The sequence below is a fragment of the Kineococcus aurantiacus genome (assembly GCF_013409345.1).
In the GTDB taxonomy this organism is placed as follows: Bacteria; Actinomycetota; Actinomycetes; order Actinomycetales; family Kineococcaceae; genus Kineococcus; species Kineococcus aurantiacus.
Genome location: NZ_JACCBB010000001.1, coordinates 2,121,565 through 2,138,404 on the forward strand (window position 1 = coordinate 2,121,565; position 16,840 = coordinate 2,138,404).

Genomic DNA, 16,840 nt, shown 5'->3' on the forward strand with positions numbered 1-16,840 from the left:
TCGGCTCCCCTCAGACCGCGGCCGGGGTGCGCTCGGCGCCCCGGCTCGCGTCCCACTCGTCGTTGACGTTGTCGGCGTGCACCGGGTTCCTGCGCGAGCGGCGCATCACCACGACCGCGAACACCAGCAGCAGCAGGCTGATGACCAGCGCACCGACGACGCCGCCGCCGAGGACGTTCCCGACCCACCAGGTGAGCGCGCCGACGAGCGCGGCGGCCGGGATGGTGGTGACCCAGGCCACGACCATGCGGCCGGCGACCTTCCAGCGGACGGTCGCGCCGGGCTTGCCGAGGCCGGCCCCCAGCACCGAACCGGTCGTCACGTGGGTGGTCGACAGGGCGAAACCCAGGTGGCTGGAGATGAGGATGACGGCGCCGGAGGACGTCTCGGCGGCCATGCCCTGCGGCGGGGTGATCTCGATGAGGCCCTTGCCCAGGGTGCGGATGATGCGCCAGCCGCCGAGGTAGGTCCCCGAGGCGATGGCGAGGGCGCAGACGGCCTTGACCCAGAACGGCACCGAACCGGTGTCGGACCAGTGCCCGGAGGCGATGAGGCCGAGGGTGATGACGCCCATGGTCTTCTGCGCGTCGTTGGTGCCGTGCGCGAGGGAGACGAGGGAGGCCGAGCCGATCTGGCCCCAGCGGAAACCCTGGTCGGTGTAGCGCTGGGCGACCCCGGCGACGACCTTGTGGACCACCCAGGTGCCGACGGTCGCCACGACGCAGGCCAGGACCGGGGAGGCGATGGCGGGGATGATGACCTTCCCCACGACGCCGTCGATCTTCGTGCCGTCGCCGTTCCAGTTCACGCCCGCCCACCCCAGGCCGGCGACGGTGGACCCGATGAGGCCGCCGAACAGGGCGTGGGAGGAACTCGAGGGCAGGCCGACGAGCCAGGTCAGGAGGTTCCAGACGATGGCGCCGACGAGACCGGCGAGGACGATGAGCAGGAGCGCCGAGCCCCCGCCGTCGAGCAGTTCGGGTTTCGGTGAGCCGTCCTTGTCCTGGATCTTGACGACGGCGTTCGAGACGGTGAGGGCGACCTCGACGGACAGGAAGGCGCCCACAAGGTTGAGGATCCCGGAGAGGGCCACGGCCGTCTTGGGCTTGAGCGCTCCGGTGGCGATGGACGTGGCCATCGCGTTGGCGGTGTCGTGGAAGCCGTTGGTGAAGTCGAACGAGAGAGCGACCACCACGACCAGCACGAGGATGACGGTTGCGGTCTCCACGGTAAAAGGGTGCACCTCGCCGGAACGTCCGGAGACCGCTGGAGGGCCTCCCTGGAAGAGTTCACCGGCTGTTCACCGCGGCGCGGGAACTGCCGGTGTCACCCCCGTGAACACCACGGACCCACCCCGTGTTCCCGGGGTGGGCCGGGTGGGTGCGACCTCAGGCGCCGGCCGTCGTCTCGGGCCGGCGGTCGGTCTCCAGGATCGTCCGGGCGTGCACGACGAGGAGCGGGTCGGGCTGCCCGACGACCCCGGCGTCCTTGCCGTCGTAGTCGAAGCGGGCCAGGACGTGCCGCATGGCGGCCAGCCGGGCGCGCTTCTTGTCGTTCGTCTTCACGACCGTCCAGGGCGCGAAGCCGGTGTCCGTCTTCTCGAACATCGTCTCCTTGGCCGCGGTGTAGTCGTCCCACCGGTCCAGGCTCTCGAGGTCCATGGGTGACAGCTTCCACTGCCGGACCGGGTCGATCTGGCGGATGAGGAACCGGGTGCGCTGCTCGGCACGGGTCACGGAGAACCAGAACTTGACCAGGTGGATGCCGTCATCGGTGAGCATCCGCTCGAACAGGGGCACCTGGGCGATGAAGCGGTCGTACTCCTCGGGGGTGGCGAAACCCATGACCCGCTCGACGCCGGCCCGGTTGTACCAGGAGCGGTCGAACAGGACGAACTCGCCGGCCGCGGGCAGGTGCTGGACGTAGCGCTGGAAGTACCACTGGGTGGACTCGCGCTCGCTGGGCTTCTCCAGCGCCACGACGCGCGCGCCGCGCGGGTTCAGGTGCTCCATGAAGCGCTTGATGGTGCCGCCCTTGCCGGCCGCGTCGCGCCCCTCGCACAGGACCACGAGCCGCTCGCCGCTGGCCTTGAGCCACTTCTGCAGCTTCAGCAGCTCGATCTGCAGCAGGCGCTTGTCGTGCTCGTACTCGGCGCGGCTGAGCCGGGTGTCGTACGGGTAGTCCTCGCGCCAGGTGTCGGCCACGCGGCCGTCGGCGAGGAGGAGCTCGGGGTCGTCCTCGTCGTCTCGGACGGACATGCCCAGGTCGGGGGTCAGCAGCACGGCAGGCATGGAACCCCTCCCCCGTCGTCGGGAACGGACGCCCGGGTGACGTGCGGGTGAACATCACCTGAACAGGGCGGGCCGTCCCGCCGGGGGCCGCGGACCCGGCCGGGCTGAGCTCCACGCTCCATTTGTCCTGACAAAAACGCGGCGGGCGCTACCCTGGGCGCATGAACGCGGACCCCCGGCCCCTGACCGACGAGGAGTCGGTGAACTTCCGGACGAGGAAGTGGGTGCGCCCCGAGGACCTCAACGCCAACGGGACGCTGTTCGGCGGCAGCCTGCTGCGCTGGATCGACGAGGAGGCCGCGATCTACGCGATCCTCCAGCTCGGCAACGGCAGGGTCGTCACGAAGTACATCTCCGAGATCAACTTCGTGTCCTCGGCCCAGCAGGGGGACCTCATCGAGATGGGGCTGCGCGCCACGCGCTTCGGCCGGACCTCGCTGACCATGCGCGCCGAGGTCCGCAACATGATCACCCGGCAGAGCATCCTGACGATCGAGCAGATCGTCTTCGTCAACCTCGGCCCCGACGGCCTGCCGGCGCCGCACGGGTACACGACGATCACCTACGACCGCGACCGGGTCCCGGGCACCTCCCCGACGGCCTGACCGCTCAGCCGACGACCGCGACGCCCCGCCCGCGGAGCCGGAGCCGCTCGGCGTCGAGCTGGGCCAGCAGCCGGTCCCGCGTCCCGCGGCTGTGGGCGCGCACGAGGGCGACGGCCCGCTCGGCGTCGCGGTCGGCGACGGCCGCCAGGATCGCCAGGTGCTCGGCGCGGGCCTGCTCGCGCGAGCGCGGCGTGCGGACCTCCAGCCAGCGCGTGCGGGCCAGCCGGGTCAGCGCCCCCTGGACCGCTTCGGCGAGGAAGACGTTGCCGGACAGGCGGGCCAGCGCGACGTGGAAGTCCGCGCCGTCGCGCAGGCCGGTCTGCGCGTCGTCGGCGGCGGTGCCGGTCAGGGCCCGCAGCTCCTCCAGCTCGGCCTCGTCCGCGCGCTCGACGGCCAGCGCGACGGCCCCGCACTCGACGACCTCGCGGTGCTCCCCCACGGCGCGGACCTCGGCGAGGTCGATGGGCGCGACCTGCCAGCCGCGGCCGTTGCGGGCCGTCAGCCCCTCGTTCTCCAGGCGGACGAGGGCGGCGCGGATGGGGGTGCGGGAGGCGCCCAGCAGGTCCTCCAGGCCGCGCTCGCTGAGGCGCTCGCCGGGGAGCAGGTCGAGCGCGAGCACCGCGGTGCGCAGCTTCTCGTAGACGCCGGCCTCGCCCATCGAACCCCCCACGAGTGGTATACCAATTTGGTATGCCGACAACCTACACCGGGACACCCGTGCCCCGCGGCGCGTGGCGGGTCCTCGCGCTCGGGATCGCCGCCCAGGCGGCCGGGACCCTCCTCGTGAGCACGCCGGTGTACCTCATCCCCCTCCTGCACGTCCGCGACGGCCTGTCCCTCGCCCGCGCCGGGACCCTCGCCGCCGCCCCCACCCTCGGCATGGTCCTGACCCTCGTCGCCTGGGGCGCCCTGGCCGACCGCCGCGGCGAGCGGTGGGTCATCGCCGGCGGCCTGGCCCTGACCGCCGCCCTCGCCGCGGCCGCCGTCCCCGCCCACGGCCTGGTGGCGCTCGGGGTCCTGCTCGGCCTGGGCGGGGCCGCCGCGGCCAGCACCAACGCCGCCAGCGGCCGCGTCGTCGTCGGCTGGTTCCCCCGCGAGCGCCGCGGGCTGGCCATGGGGCTGCGGCAGGTGTCCCAGCCGCTGGGCGTCGCCGTCGCCGCCGTCCTCGTCCCGCCGCTGGCCGCCCGCCACGGCACCGCCGGGCCGCTGCTCGTCGCCGCCGTCGTCCTCGCCGTCCTGGCCGTCGCCTGCGCCGTCGGCATCCGCAACCCGCCCCGCCCGCCCGCCGCGGCCGCGCAGGACGTCCCCAACCCCTACCGGCGCGACGGGTTCCTCTGGCGCGTCCACGCCGTGTCCGTCCTGCTGGTGGTCCCGCAGTTCACGCTGTCGACGTTCGGCCTGGTCTGGCTCACCCTCGGGCTGGGCTGGGGCGCCGCCGCGGCCGGGCTGCTCGTCGGGCTCGCGCAGTTCGTCGGCGCGCTGGGCCGCATCGGCGTCGGCGTCCTCAGCGACCGCGTCGGCAGCCGCGTCCGGGTGCTGCGCTGGGTCGCCGTCAGCGGTGTCGCCGTCCTCCTGGCGCTGGCCGCCACCGGGCTCGTCGGCTGGGCCGTGCCCGCCGGGGTCGTCCTCGTCGTGGCGACCACGGTGTCCGTGGCCGACAACGGCCTGGCCTTCACCTCCGTCGCCGAGGCCGCCGGGCCCCGCTGGTCCGGGCGGGCGCTGGGGGTGCAGAACACCGGGCAGTTCGTCGCCGCCTCCGCCGTCGGCCCCGGGATCGGCGCCCTCGTGACGGCCGTGGGGTTCGGGTGGGCGATCGCGCTCGTCGCGCTGGCCCCGCTCGCCGCGCTGCCGCTGGTCCCCCGGCGGGACGCGCACGGCTGAGGCGCGTCGGGGAGGATGGGCGGGTGGAACTCCTGGGGGACGCGGTCCTGCACGGCGGTGGGCGGGCGACGCTGCGGCTGGCCCGCGACTACCCGCACTCGGTGGCGACGGTCTGGACGGCCCTGACCGACCCGGCCCTGACCCGGCTGTGGTGGGCCGACCTGCGCGCCGACCTGCGCCCCGGCGGCCGGTTCGACCTGGAGTGGCTCACCGGGCCGCCCGGCGACCTGGAGTGGTGGCCCGGGCAGATCACCACCCTCGACCCGCCGCGGCTGCTGGAGCACACGAACTCCGAGCACGGCCTCCTGCGCTGGGAACTGGAACCCCTCGACGTCGGCGCGCTGCGCGCCCGCACCCGGCTGCGGCTGACGAACGACCTGGAGGGCGAGGACGAGTGGGTGCCGATGTCCCTCGCGGCCTGGCACCTGCACCTGGAGCAGCTCGACGTGGCGCTCGTGGGCGGGTCGGTGGACTGGAGCGCGTGGGGCACCGCGACGAACCTGCGCCTGCGCGACCTGCGCGCCGCCTACGCCGCCCACCTGCCCGGCTGACCCCGCGGGCGCCGGACCCCGGGCGGCCGAGCGCGGGTCCCCGCCCCGCGGGCACGCCCCTGCCAGGATGACGCGGTGAGCGTCCTGCACCTGCGGGTGACCAGCCCGGCGGCCTCGACGGACGCCGTGCTGGCGACCCTGCACGCCGACCCCGGCGTGACCAACGTGACCCTGCACCGCGGCGTCGTCCTGCGCCCCGCGGGGGACCTCGTGGCCGCCGACGTGGCGCGGGAGGCGGTCGACACCGTCGTCGACGAGCTGCAGGCCCTCGACCTGGAACGCACCGGCAGCATCGTCCTGGAGACCGTCGACACCGCCCTGGGCCACGACGTCGAACGCGCCGAGGCCGCGGCGCCGGGCGAGGGGGACGACGCGCTCATCTGGGAACAGGTGGAACGGGCCGCCGACGGCGGCGCGACGGGCTCGGCGGCCTTCTACGCCTTCCTCGTCCTGGCCACCCTCATCGCCGCCGTGGGTCTGCTCACCGACTCCCAGGTGCTCATCGTGGGCGCCATGGTGCTCGGCCCCGAGTTCGGCCCGCTCGCCGCGCTCGCCGTCGCCGTCGTCCGGCGGCGCCGGGACCGGGTGGGCGGGCCGGTGCGGGCCCTCTGCCTGGGTTTCCCGCTGGCCGTGGCGGTCACGGCCGCCGCGGTGCTCCTGCTGGACCGGGTGGGGCTCGTCCCGGAGGAGTTCCTCGCCGGGCGGCGGCCCCTGACGTCGTTCGTGGCCTCCCCGGACGCCTTCAGCGTCATCGTCGCCGTGCTGGCCGGGATCGCCGGGACGCTGTCGCTGACGTCGGCGAAGGCGGGACCGCTGGTGGGGGTGTTCATCAGCGTCACGACCGTCCCGGCCGCCGCCGACTTCGCCGCCGGCGTCGTCACCGCCCAGTACGGCACGGCGCTCGGCGCCCTGTGGCAGCTGGTGCTGAACCTGTGCTGCATCCTCCTGGCCGCCGTCGCGACGCTGCGGGTGCAGCAGGCCCTGTGGGCCCGGGTCCGCCGCCCCCGGCGCTGACCCCTCGGCCTCCCCTCCTCCCACCTCACCTCGCCCCTCCCCTCCTCGCCCCTTCCACCTCGCCCCTCCTCACCTCGCGCCCCTCCCCTCCTCGCGCCCGCCTCGTGTCCCGCTCGAAGCACACGAAGAGCCCTCAAACCCGCGTCTTGAGGGCTCTTAGCGTGCTTCGAGCGGGACAGCGGGGACGGGGAGGCGGGGGGGCGGGGAGGCGGGGTCAGCGGACGGACCGGGCGAGCTGGACGAGGGAGTCGGGGGCGTCGTCGCGGGGCAGGACCAGTTCCACGAACGCCGCGTGGTCGGGGTCGGCCCGCACCTCGTGCAGCACCTTCACCAGCTGCGCCGGGGTCTCGGCGCGGAACACCGGGGTCCCCGGGGCCCCGAGGGCGGCGGGCAGCTTCGTCCAGTCCCACGCCACGACGTCCTGGTAGACGGCCTCGGGGCTGCGGATGGCGCGTTCGACGGTGTACCCGGAGTTGTTCACCAGCAGCACCGTCGGCGTCAGGCCGAGGGTGAGCAGCCGCCCCAGCTCCTGGATCGTCAGCTGCGCGGACCCGTCGCCGATGACCAGCACGGTCTCGCGGCCGGGGGCGGCGAGCATCGCCCCGAGCGTCGCGGGCAGGGTGTAGCCGATGGAGCTCCACACCGGCTGACCCAGCAGGTCGCACCCGTCGGGCAGGGTCACCTCCAGGGCCCCGTAGAACGACGTCCCGGCCTCGGCGACCAGCAGGGTCCCCGGGTTCAGCCAGTCCTGCAGCAGCGGCCACAGGTCGGCGTGGGTGAGCGGGCCGTCGGGGTGCGCGGGGACGTGCGGCACGACCTCGGTGACGGCCCGGCGCGGCAGCGGTCCCGGGCGGGGGGTCCGCACCTCCAGGACCTCCTCCAGGATCCGCAGCGACTCCTCCAGGTAGAGGCCGTAGAACGCGGCGCCGGCGATCCGCGCGTGGTCGAGGTGCAGGTCGACGGCCGCGTCGGGGTCGAAGCCGTGGGTGAACGACCCCGTGAGGAAGTCGGTCACCACGACCCCGGCCAGCACGAGGGGCGCGGCCTCGTCGACGCGGCGCCGGGTCTCGGGGTCGCGGGTGAACCGGCCCGCGTAGACGCCCAGCGTCGCCGGGTGCGACTCGTCGAGCAGGGCCTTCGACGCCGACTGCGTCGCGATCCGCACCCCGTTCTGGGCGGCGATGGCCCGCACCCGCTCCTCCAGCTGCCGGCGGTGCAGCCCCGGCCCGGCCAGCACCGTCACCTCGGGGGCGTCCCCGAGGAACTCCGCCAGCGCCGCGCGGAAGTCCTCGGCGACGGCCGGGTCGGTGTGCAGGACCCGCAGCGGCCGCTCCAGGGGCGCCGCCGGGACGGGCGCGACGGCGACGTCGGCGGGGATGCCGAGGTAGACGGGTTTGGACGACCCGACGGCCGTCAGCAGGGCGCGGTCGATCGCCGTGCACGCCCCCTGGGCGCGGACGACGACCGCGGTGGCGCACACCTCGCCGGCGACGCGGACGAAGTGCCCGAAGTCGCCGTCGGCCAGGGAGTGGTGCAGCAGCGCGCCGTCGGCCATCGCGCGCGTCGGGGGCAGGCCCACGACGTGGACGACGGGGACGTCCTCGGCGAAGCTGCCGGCGAGGGCGTTGACGGCGGACAGCTCCCCGACGCCGAAGGTGGTGACGAGGGCGGCCGGCCCGCGCCGCAACCGGGCGTGACCGTCGGCGGCGTACCCGGCGTTCAGCTCGTTGCTCGACCCGACCCAGCGCAATGACGACCCGCCCAGCACCTCGTCGAGCAGGGCGAGGTTGAAGTCGCCGGGCAGGCCGAAGAGGTGGGTGAGGCCGAGCTGCTCGAGGCGGCGGGCCAGGTACGCGCCGACGGTCACGGTGGGAGCCATGGCACCGATGAGACGGGGGCCGGGCGGAACGCACAAGAGTCGCCGCCGACGTTGATCGATCTGACCGGTCCGGGAGGTCACCGAGCCCCTAGAGTGAGCGGTGTGACCACCCTGGACGACACCGACCGGCGCATCCTGCTGGCGCTGGACGGCGACCCGCGCGCCACCGTGGCCCAGTTGGCGATCACGCTGGGCCTGGCGCGCGGCACGGTCCACAGCCGCCTCGAACGGCTCGCCGCCGACGGCGCGCTGCGGCCGAACTCGACGCGGCTGGACCCGGCCAAGGTGGGGCTGCCGATGCGGGCCCTGGTCACGGCGGGTGTCGAGCAGGACGAGTTCGCGGGCCTCGTCGAGGACATCGCGCGCATCCCCGAGGTCGTCGAGTGCCTGGGGATCTCCGGCGACTCCGACCTGATGATCCAGATCGCCGCGCGCGACGCCGACCACGTCTACGACATCACCCAGCGGATCATGCGCTGCCGCGGGATCCGCCGGACGTCGACGTCCATCGTGCTGCGCGAGCTGCTGGGCTACCGGATGGACCACCTGCTCCGCTGAGCGCGACCACCCGCGCGGGTGAGCCGGCGCAACGCACCGTGCACCACTCGTTCCCGGCGAGTTCTCCGGGGGTTTCCCGAACCCTGTCACGTTGTGCGTGCCTTTGGAGCCGGCGCAGCGTCGCCGGACAGCCCGAACGAGAGGTCCCCGGTGTCCGACACCCAGTCCACCACGAACGACGAGAACCCGCAGGAGCGTCGCGGTTTCTTCACCCGTCGAGGCCTGCTCGGCACGGGCGGTCTCGCGACCGCCGTCGTGTTCGGCAAGGGCCTGGCCGATCCCTCCGCCGCCTCGGCCGCGCCCGCCTACGTGCCGGCCCAGCTGCACGTGAAGGACGCCCACTACACGACGACCTTCCGCCGCACCGCCCTGTCGGCCAGCGGCCGGACCGAGGTCAAGGTGCTGCCCATCAGCCGCGCCAAGTTCCAGGTCGGCGCGAAGTTCGACCTGCGCGTCGAGGCCACCGGGGTCGACCCCGAGACCACGAAGATCGTCATCAAGGTCAGCGACGGCCGCGGCCCCGCGCCGCTGCTGAGCCCGGCCCCGGTCCGCACCAGTTCCGCCCCGGACTCCGTCGAGGTCACCTTCAAGGACCTGGTGTACCCCACCGAGGGTTCCTACACGATCGCCGCCGCGGTGACCTCCTCGAAGGGTTCGGCCTCCCAGGAGGTCACCCACGAGGTCGTCCTGAGCAAGGCGGAGGGCAAGAAGGCCAAGAACGTCATCTTCTTCCTCGGTGACGGCATGGGCCAGGCCGCCATCACCGGCGCCCGCATCCTGTCCAAGGGCATCACGGAGGGCAAGTACGACGGCCTCCTGGAGATGGACACCATGGACTACCGCGGGAACGTCACCACCTCGGGCGCCGACTCCATCGCGACCGACTCGGCGAACTCGATGTCGGCCTACATGACCGGCCACAAGTCGTCCGTGAACGCCATGGGCGTCTACGCGGGCAACTCCGAGGACCCGACCGCGAGCCCGCGCGTCGAGACCATGGCCGAGGTGCTCAAGCGCGCCAAGGGCATGTCCATCGGCATCGTCACGACCGCCGAGATCCAGGACGCGACCCCCGCCGCGGTGTTCGCGCACACCCGCCGCCGCAGCGAGTACGCGGACATCATGGACCAGTCCCTCCAGCCGGGTCAGATGCCCGACGTGTTCATGGGCGGTGGCCGCGCCACCCTGCTGCCCCAGTCGGAGGAGGGCTCCAAGCGCACCGACGACCGCAACCTCATCGAGGAGTTCAAGGACAAGGGCTTCGCGTACGCGGGGAGCCGGACGGAACTGGCCGCCGTCATGGCCGCCGGCACCCCCGACAAGCTGCTCGGGACGTTCACCCTCGGGAACCTCAACGTCTACATCGACCGCGAGATCACCCCGAACCCCGACGTCCTCGGCGAGTTCGACGACCAGCCCGGCCTGGTGGAGATGACCAGGGCCGCGCTGAAGGTCCTGCAGAAGAACGACAAGGGCTTCTTCCTCATGGTCGAGGGCGCCTCGATCGACAAGTCCGAGCACCCGCTCGACGGCCCCCGCGCCGTGTACGACACGATCGAGCTGGACCAGGCCATCGCCGTGGCCAAGGAGTGGGTGGCGGAGAACGACGAGGACACCCTCATCGTCATCACCGCCGACCACAACCACGCCATGAGCATCGCCGGCACCCACACCCTGTCCAAGGAGGGGACGCCCGCGCGCCAGAAGAACGGCGTGTACGCCGACGCCGGGTTCCCCACCTACGTCGACGCGAACGGCGACGGGTTCCCGGACGACCCGAACCCCGACGTGCAGCTGTTCTTCGGCTGGTCGAACCACCCCGACCACCCGGACGACTTCGCGCACAACGCCGTCCTGGCGCAGCCGGCGCTGGAGGACCCCGCCACCGAGCAGGCGTACCCCAACCCCGAGCGCGACCCCGGCGCCGTCGTCCAGATCGGCAACCTGCCGCTGGAGGACACGAACTGCGTCCACACCGTCGAGGACGTCTTCATCGGCGCGTCGGGCCCCGGTGCGCAGCGCTTCGCGAAGCTGCTGGACAACACCGAGGTGTTCCACGCCATCTGCGCCGCCCTGGGCCTGCAGATCCCGACCTACTCGCTGAAGAGCTCGGCGGCCAGGACCGCCGAGGCGGAGGTCTCGGCGCAGGCCGCGTCGCTCGTCGGCTGACCCGTCCGGCGTCGCCGGCACGTCGACCCCACGGCCCCTCCCACCGGGGCCGTGGGGTCGACGTGCGTCCGCGCGGGGGGGGCCGGGCCTCAGGCGTGGAGGTGGACGTCGAGCGCGGCGGCTTCGGCGAAACCCAGCCGGGCCAGGGCCGGCGCCTCCGCGTCGCCGCCGGGGTGGGTGTGCGCGAACCGGGCCCCGGCGGCGAAGGCCCGGCGCAGCAGCCACGTCCCCAGCGCCGGGACGTGACCGGTCAGGCCCCCGAGCAGCGCCGCGGGGCCGGCCCGGCCCTCGGAGGCGAGCACGTACCCCGTCGCGGCGGGGACGCCGTCGCGGCGGGCGAGCACGACGTCGGCCTCGGGCGCGGCCAGCAGCGGCGCGCACCACGCCGCGGTCAGCGCCGGGTCCCCGCCGAACACGGCGTGGTCCAGGGCGACGACGGTGCCCAGGTCCCCCGGCCCGGCCGCCGCGAGGTCGAGCCCGGCGGGCAGCGGCTGCGGGCGGAAGTCACCGCGCTCCAGCAGCAGCAGGCGCTTGCGGAAGAGGAACCGGCCGTGCGGCCACACCATCCCGGCGGGGACCCGGACTCCCCACGGCACGCCCCGGTGGCGGTACCAGGCGCGGACGGCCGCGACGTCCACGGCGTCGGGGTCGTCGACGTCGGCGTTGTTCCACTGCGCGCGCGGCAGGCCGCTGGCCATCAACCGCGCCCCGGGCAGCTCGGCGGCCCCGCCGCGCAACCGGCCGTGGACCTGCCAGGCGTCGCCGTGCGCCGTCAGCGCCCGCCACGGCGCCGGTCCCGGGGAGGAGTCCGTCACGGGCCGAGCGTGGCGGAGCGGGTCCGCGCGGTCGACCGGTCCGCGCTGGTGCCGCCTCCACCCCCACCCCGGCGTGATCGAGCATCGCGGTGGTCGAGCACTCGTGGACGGAAGTGCTCGATCACCGAGGGCTCGACCCGAGTGTGACGCAGGCCACACTGGAGGGTGTGTAACGCCCCGGCGGGGTCGCACGATGTCGCTGGTGAGCCCGGGGGGCGTGCTCGGGTCCGGGGGGACCAGGACACGTCGGGCTCTGGAGGAACTGCAGTACCCGTTCGGTGACCGGGGGGTCGGTCACCGGGTGAACGACCCCGCGAGTCGGGGGGGATGCGTCATGGGCCGGGGGGCCCGCTGCGGCGCACCGGACTCGCGGGACGTGGGGTGCCAGCCTGGTGGCCGGGGGGTCGGCCACCAGGCGAACCCCTCCCCTCGACCCCTCTCGTCGACACCGCCGTGACGCGACCGGCGGTTCAGTCCTCCGGCAGGTACAGGCAGAACAAGTGCCCGTGCGGGTCGCGCAGCACCCGCACCGTCTCCTGCGGCTGGAACTCCTCCACCACCGCCCCGGCCGCCACGGCGTGCGCCACGGCCCCCGGCAGGTCGTCCACCGCGATGTCCAGGTGGTCCTGCACCTGCTGCTCCCCCGCGGACGCCGGCCACACCGGGCGCACGTACCGCTCCTCGCGCTGGAAGGACAGCCCCGACCCGCCCCCCGGGTCGCGCAGCACCACCCAGTCCCCGCTCTCCTCGACCGTCTCGTAGCCCAGCAGGCGACCGTAGAAGGCCGCGAGCGCCGGCGGGTCGGGGGTGTCGAGGACGGTCGCGGTCAGCCGCAGGGTCGCCACCACCCCAGCGTGACCCCTCAGCGGTGCACGCGCACCCGGCGCCAGACGTCGCGCAGCGCCCACGACAGGATCACCGACGTCCACAGCGCGGCCCCGATCCAGCCGCCGACGGGGCTGAGGCAGAGCATCCCCGGACCCACCGCGAGCAGCAGGGCCGTCAGCACGAGGCGGCCCACGGGCCCGAAGCTGACGGCGGTGCCGGCCCACCGCGAGTACCGGTGGGCGACCGGCGCGGGCGGCGGCGGGTCGTCGCCGCGGTGGGTGGCGACGGGACCGGCGGAGGCCGGCGCGGGGGCCGGGGTGAAGCACAGCGGGCACCACCGCTCGGTGGGCGCGAGGTCGCGCCGGCACTGCCGGCAGCCGGTGTCCGGGGCTCGACGTCCACACCGGTCCATCGAGCGACCGGGGCGGCGCCTGAGCGGGGGGACCCCTCCGTCGCGGTCCGCCGCCCGATGGGTCACCATCAGGGTGTGGTCGCCCGATCGGTGCCGTCGTCGCTGAGCCTGGAGCGCAGCCGGCGGGCCGCCTCCCGGGCGCGCTCCTACGTGCTGGAGCAGTGCGTGGGGGCCGGGGTGGCCGAGGACGTGTGCGACGCGGCGGTGCTGATGGTCAGCGAACTCGTGACGAACGCCGTCGAGCACGCCCGCAGCCGCGTCGAGCTGGCGGTCGAGGTGGACCCGAGCCGCGTGCACGTGGAGGTCCAGGACCAGAACGCGGCGCTGCCGGCCGTCCAGGACGCCGACGCCGGCGCCGTCCACGGCCGCGGGATGGCGATCGTGGACGCGCTCGCCTCGGCGTGGGGCGTCCGCCCGGCCGCGCGCGGCAAGACGGTCTGGTTCGACCTGCCCCGCTGACCCCGCGCCGCCCCCGCCGACCCCGCGGGCCGCCGCGCGTCAGGGCTCGCGCAGGTCCCACGTCGCGCCCGCGGGACGGGCCCGCCGGCCGGCCGGGCCGAAGACGTGGACGGTCCCGGGACCGACGTTGCGCGCCGCGGTGCCCTCGACGACGACACCGCTGCGCTCGGGCAGGGCGAGGACCACCTGCCGGCGCGTCGTCGCCCAGCGCTGGAGCTCGGCGTCCTGCGCGGGGTCGTGGTGCGGTCGCACCACCGCCCCCGCCAGGCGGTCCAGGCCGCGGGTGTCCCGCACACCGACGCGGTCGGCGTCCTGCGTCGCGGCGACGGCGGTGTCCGCCCCCAGCAGGACCGCGCCGGCGCTGCCGCCGTACACGCGGCCCCCGCCGTCGAGGAAGGCGCCCAGGGCGCCGAGCAGGTCGTGCCGCTGCAGGTGGTGCAGCAGGTCGAAGGTGTTCCCGCCGGGGACGGCGACGACGTCGCTGCGGCGCAGGCGTTCAGCGCTGCGGTCGGTGTCGCGGTCGCTGCGGTCGCTGCCGTCCACCCCCCACGCGTCGACGGTGAAGCGCCCGCGGGGGCGCAGGGCGCCGGTGAACCACCGGACGGTGCGGTCCCGGGCCGGGCCGGGCGGCACGGCGAAGGGCCACAGGCTCACCCGCTGCCCGGGGGTGAACACCTCGTTCCACAGGGCCGCTTCGTCGTCCTCGCTGCCGCCGCCGCCGAGGTGGATGCCCGCCACGGTGGTCACCGTGCCCGACCGCGCCCGGCCCGTCCACCGCGTCCGCGGCGGCGTCAGCGGACCGCGGCCGGTCCGACGACCCGGTCCCGGCCCCCGCGCTTGGCCTCGTACAGCCGGGCGTCGGCGCACCGCAGCAGGTCCGGCCAGCTGGCCCCGTCCTCGTCGCTGACGGCGAAACCGGCGCTCACCGTGACGGGCAGGCCACCGGCGCAGGCGGTCCAGTCGTGGGCGGCGACGCCGGCGCGCAGCGCCTCGGCCGACAACCCCACCGCGACGGCGGTCCAGCCCTCCCACACGACGACGAACTCCTCCCCGCCCAGGCGCGCGACGAACTTCCCGGGCGCGCCCGTGACGTACGCGGTGAGCAGCACGCCGAGCTCGCGCAGGACGGCGTCCCCGGCGTCGTGGGAGCGCTCGTCGTTGATGCGCTTGAAGTGGTCGAGGTCGACGATCGCGAGGGCCACGGGACCGGGGCCCTGGAGGACGTCGCGGACGTGCTCCTCCACCGCGCGGCGGTTCGGCAGCCCCGTGAGGGAGTCGGTGAAGGCGAGCGTGCGGAACCGGTCCCGGTCGCGGCGGGCGGCGGAGGCCTCGAACTGCGCCTGCGCCAGCAGGGCGCGCGCGGCGTTCTGCCGGGCCTGCAGCCGCACGTGCTCGGCGTGGAAGCGGACGTGGGCGCGGTAGGCGCCCTCCCAGTCCCCCGTCGCGGCCCGGTACGTCGCCTCGGCCTCCTCGACCTCGGAGAGCAGTCCCGGCAGGCGACGCTCGGTCCCCAGCCGGCGGGCCAGCTCCAGCTGCTCCAGGGCCTCGGTGGCCCGGCCCAGCCCGATGAGGACGCGGAACGCGGTCAGCCGGGCGATGACCTGGTGGTCGGCGCCGATGTCGGGGGTGGAGGGGTCCAGGGCCTGGGAGATGGTGGTCCACGCCTCCTCCAGCCGGCCCGAGCGCAGCTGCACCGTCGCGACGGTGTCCAGGTCGGCGCTGCGCAGCGGCCGCTGCCCGCGGGCGGCGGCGCGGCGCATCCGCTCGGCCAGCCGCAGCGCCTCCTCCAGGCGGCCGTCCTCGGCCCGCTCCCACGTGAGGTTGTTGAGGGCGTACAGCTCCAGCCGGGGGTCGTCCTCGGCGGCGGCGATCTCCAGCACCTCGGTGAGGACGGACTCCAGGGAGTCGGTCGAGCGGTCCAGCACGACGCTGGCCCCCAGGAGGTGCTCGGCGCGCAACCAGGCCGGCGACGACGGCGGCAGGACCTCCACCGACCGGACCGCGTGCCACCGGGACTCGGCCGCGTCCCCGGCCTGCAGGTGCAGGATCGCGCTGACGTAGTGGGCCCGGGCCGCCAGCTCGTCGTCGCCGCACTCCTCGGCGACCCGCACGGCGTCCTGCACGAGGGCGCTGGCGGTGTCGAGGTCGCCCGCCGAGCAGGCGAGGTCGGCGTGGACGAGGCGGGCCCGGGCGGCGGTGACCCGGTCGCCGGCCGCCTCGGCGCGCAGCGCGAGGTCGTGCGCCGGGTCACCCTGGTGGGGCAGGTCGTGGCCGCGGGCGCGCTCGAGCGCCCGCACCTGCTCCAGCAGGGGACCCATGCGCACCTCCGACCGCATCACCCAGGGGTCATCGACCTCCGCTGCGCCGGACCTGAGCCCCGTCGACCGGCCCGTTCACCAGCGGTCGTGCACGTGCTCGGCGACGAGCTCGCGGTACACCTCCTGCACGGCGTCGAGCTGCTCGGCGGTGGGGGCGGGCACGTCGGCGGCCGCGGCGTTCGCGCGGGCCTGCTCGGGCGAGCGGGCGCCGGGGATGACGACGCTGACGCCGGGCTGCTCCACGATCCAGCGCAGCGTGAACGCGGCCAGGGGGACGTCACCGGCGACGGTGGCCAGCCGCCGGGCCGCCGCGACCCCGGCCTCCAGGGGGACCCCCGCGAACGTCTCGCCCACGTCGAAGGACTCGCCGTTGCGGTTGAAGTTGCGGTGGTCGTCGGCCGCGAACGTCGTGTTCTCGTCGATCTTGCCGGTCAGCAGGCCCGAGGCCAGCGGGACGCGCACCACGACCCCGACCCCGGCCTCGGCGGCCGCGGGCAGGAACTCGGTGACGGGCTTGAGCCGCAACGGGTTCAGGATGATCTGGACGCTGGCGACGTTCGGCCGGGCCACCGCCGCCAGGCCCTCGGCGACGGTCTCGACCGAGACGCCGTAGGCGCGGGTGCGGCCCTCGGCGACGAGGGTGTCGAGGGCGTCGAAGACGGCGTCGGTGTGCAGCACCTCCGACGGGGGGCAGTGCAGCTGCACGAGGTCGAGGGTGTCGACGCCGAGGTTCTCCCGGCTGCGGTCGTTCCAGGCCCGGAAGGCGTCCAGGCCGTACGCCTGCGCCACGTGCGGGTCGGCGCGGCGGCCCATCTTGGTCGCCACGAACACCCCCTCGGGGGCGGTCGGCAGGAAGCGGCCCAGGAGGCGCTCGCTGCGGCCGTCGCCGTACACGTCGGCGGTGTCGAAGAACGTCACCCCCGCCTCGGCCGCGGCCTGCAGCGTCCCCAGGGCGGCGTCCTCGTCCACCGACCCCCAGTTGCCGCCGATCTGCCAGCAGCCCATGCCGACCACTCCGACGGCGCGTCCCGTCCTGCCCAACGTCCTCGTCTGCACGGGG

General features: G+C 74.8%; 17 protein-coding genes. 7 read left to right on the top strand and 10 right to left on the bottom strand.

All coding sequences use genetic code 11. The annotated features are described in order from the left end of the window. Nucleotides 1-10 precede the first annotated feature (10 nt). Together BJ968_RS10225 and ppk2 are read right to left on the bottom strand one after the other, a co-directional pair. Nucleotides 11-1,228 carry an inorganic phosphate transporter gene (locus BJ968_RS10225; protein ID WP_179751490.1) on the bottom strand — a complete coding sequence of 406 codons (1,218 nt, stop codon included), beginning with the start codon at nucleotides 1,226-1,228 and terminating at the stop codon, nucleotides 11-13. Nucleotides 1,229-1,388: 160 nt separating this feature from the next. After that, nucleotides 1,389-2,291, bottom strand: a complete 903-nt coding sequence (gene ppk2 / locus BJ968_RS10230; protein WP_179751492.1) for a polyphosphate kinase 2 — start codon at nucleotides 2,289-2,291, stop codon at nucleotides 1,389-1,391. Nucleotides 2,292-2,452: 161 nt separating this feature from the next. Here ppk2 and BJ968_RS10235 point away from each other — a divergent pair, with 161 nt between their 5' ends. Next, entirely contained in the window at nucleotides 2,453-2,896 is a 444-nt protein-coding gene (locus BJ968_RS10235) for an acyl-CoA thioesterase (RefSeq protein ID WP_179751494.1), read from the top strand. Nucleotides 2,897-2,900: 4 nt separating this feature from the next. Here the strand turns inward: BJ968_RS10235 and BJ968_RS10240 are convergent, their stop codons facing one another. Next, nucleotides 2,901-3,566, bottom strand: coding sequence for a GntR family transcriptional regulator (locus tag BJ968_RS10240; protein WP_425491487.1), 666 nt, complete (start codon nucleotides 3,564-3,566; stop codon nucleotides 2,901-2,903). Nucleotides 3,567-3,586: 20 nt separating this feature from the next. Between BJ968_RS10240 and BJ968_RS10245 the strand changes: the two genes are divergently transcribed. The 3 genes from BJ968_RS10245 to BJ968_RS10255 all read left to right on the top strand — a co-directional run bounded on the left by BJ968_RS10245 (nucleotide 3,587) and on the right by BJ968_RS10255 (nucleotide 6,342). After that, nucleotides 3,587-4,777, top strand: coding sequence for an MFS transporter (locus BJ968_RS10245; RefSeq protein ID WP_179751498.1), 1,191 nt, complete (start codon nucleotides 3,587-3,589; stop codon nucleotides 4,775-4,777). A 23-nt stretch (nucleotides 4,778-4,800) separates the two neighbouring features. Beyond that, complete coding sequence (locus tag BJ968_RS10250) at nucleotides 4,801-5,328, top strand: SRPBCC domain-containing protein (protein WP_179751500.1); 528 nt, start codon at nucleotides 4,801-4,803, stop codon at nucleotides 5,326-5,328. A 75-nt stretch (nucleotides 5,329-5,403) separates the two neighbouring features. Then, entirely contained in the window at nucleotides 5,404-6,342 is a 939-nt protein-coding gene (locus tag BJ968_RS10255; protein ID WP_179751502.1) for a DUF389 domain-containing protein, read from the top strand. A 214-nt stretch (nucleotides 6,343-6,556) separates the two neighbouring features. Here the strand turns inward: BJ968_RS10255 and BJ968_RS10260 are convergent, their stop codons facing one another. Then, the gene (locus BJ968_RS10260; protein WP_179751504.1) at nucleotides 6,557-8,221 is read right to left on the bottom strand and encodes an alpha-keto acid decarboxylase family protein; all 1,665 of its coding nucleotides are present in this window, start codon (nucleotides 8,219-8,221) and stop codon (nucleotides 6,557-6,559) included. Nucleotides 8,222-8,323: 102 nt separating this feature from the next. Between BJ968_RS10260 and BJ968_RS10265 the strand changes: the two genes are divergently transcribed. After that, a complete protein-coding gene (locus tag BJ968_RS10265) occupies nucleotides 8,324-8,779 on the top strand; it encodes an Lrp/AsnC ligand binding domain-containing protein (protein WP_179751506.1) in 456 nt (151 codons plus the stop codon). A 150-nt stretch (nucleotides 8,780-8,929) separates the two neighbouring features. After that, nucleotides 8,930-10,948, top strand: a complete 2,019-nt coding sequence (locus BJ968_RS10270) for an alkaline phosphatase (protein ID WP_218884978.1) — start codon at nucleotides 8,930-8,932, stop codon at nucleotides 10,946-10,948. Nucleotides 10,949-11,037: 89 nt separating this feature from the next. Here BJ968_RS10270 and BJ968_RS10275 read toward each other — a convergent pair whose 3' ends face one another. The 3 genes from BJ968_RS10275 to BJ968_RS10285 all read right to left on the bottom strand — a co-directional run bounded on the left by BJ968_RS10275 (nucleotide 11,038) and on the right by BJ968_RS10285 (nucleotide 13,003). Beyond that, complete coding sequence (locus BJ968_RS10275; RefSeq protein ID WP_179751508.1) at nucleotides 11,038-11,763, bottom strand: hypothetical protein; 726 nt, start codon at nucleotides 11,761-11,763, stop codon at nucleotides 11,038-11,040. Between the two features lie 470 nt (nucleotides 11,764-12,233). Beyond that, entirely contained in the window at nucleotides 12,234-12,608 is a 375-nt protein-coding gene (locus BJ968_RS10280; RefSeq protein WP_218884979.1) for a VOC family protein, read from the bottom strand. A gap of 17 nt (nucleotides 12,609-12,625) precedes the next feature. After that, nucleotides 12,626-13,003, bottom strand: coding sequence for a hypothetical protein (locus BJ968_RS10285; RefSeq protein WP_179751511.1), 378 nt, complete (start codon nucleotides 13,001-13,003; stop codon nucleotides 12,626-12,628). 75 nt (nucleotides 13,004-13,078) lie between these two features. Here BJ968_RS10285 and BJ968_RS10290 point away from each other — a divergent pair, with 75 nt between their 5' ends. After that, nucleotides 13,079-13,462, top strand: a complete 384-nt coding sequence (locus BJ968_RS10290) for an ATP-binding protein (RefSeq protein WP_179751512.1) — start codon at nucleotides 13,079-13,081, stop codon at nucleotides 13,460-13,462. Nucleotides 13,463-13,501: 39 nt separating this feature from the next. On the opposite strand, the gene BJ968_RS24480 is transcribed toward BJ968_RS10290, so the two are convergent. The 3 genes from BJ968_RS24480 to BJ968_RS10305 form a co-directional block, all read right to left on the bottom strand. Next, nucleotides 13,502-14,200, bottom strand: coding sequence for a Type 1 glutamine amidotransferase-like domain-containing protein (locus BJ968_RS24480; protein WP_179751514.1), 699 nt, complete (start codon nucleotides 14,198-14,200; stop codon nucleotides 13,502-13,504). A gap of 53 nt (nucleotides 14,201-14,253) precedes the next feature. Next, nucleotides 14,254-15,780 (bottom strand): GGDEF domain-containing protein, encoded by a 1,527-nt coding sequence (locus BJ968_RS10300; RefSeq protein ID WP_179751516.1) that lies wholly within the window; start codon nucleotides 15,778-15,780, stop codon nucleotides 14,254-14,256. Between the two features lie 75 nt (nucleotides 15,781-15,855). Then, nucleotides 15,856-16,836 carry an aldo/keto reductase gene (locus BJ968_RS10305; protein WP_179751518.1) on the bottom strand — a complete coding sequence of 327 codons (981 nt, stop codon included), beginning with the start codon at nucleotides 16,834-16,836 and terminating at the stop codon, nucleotides 15,856-15,858. Nucleotides 16,837-16,840 lie beyond the last annotated feature (4 nt).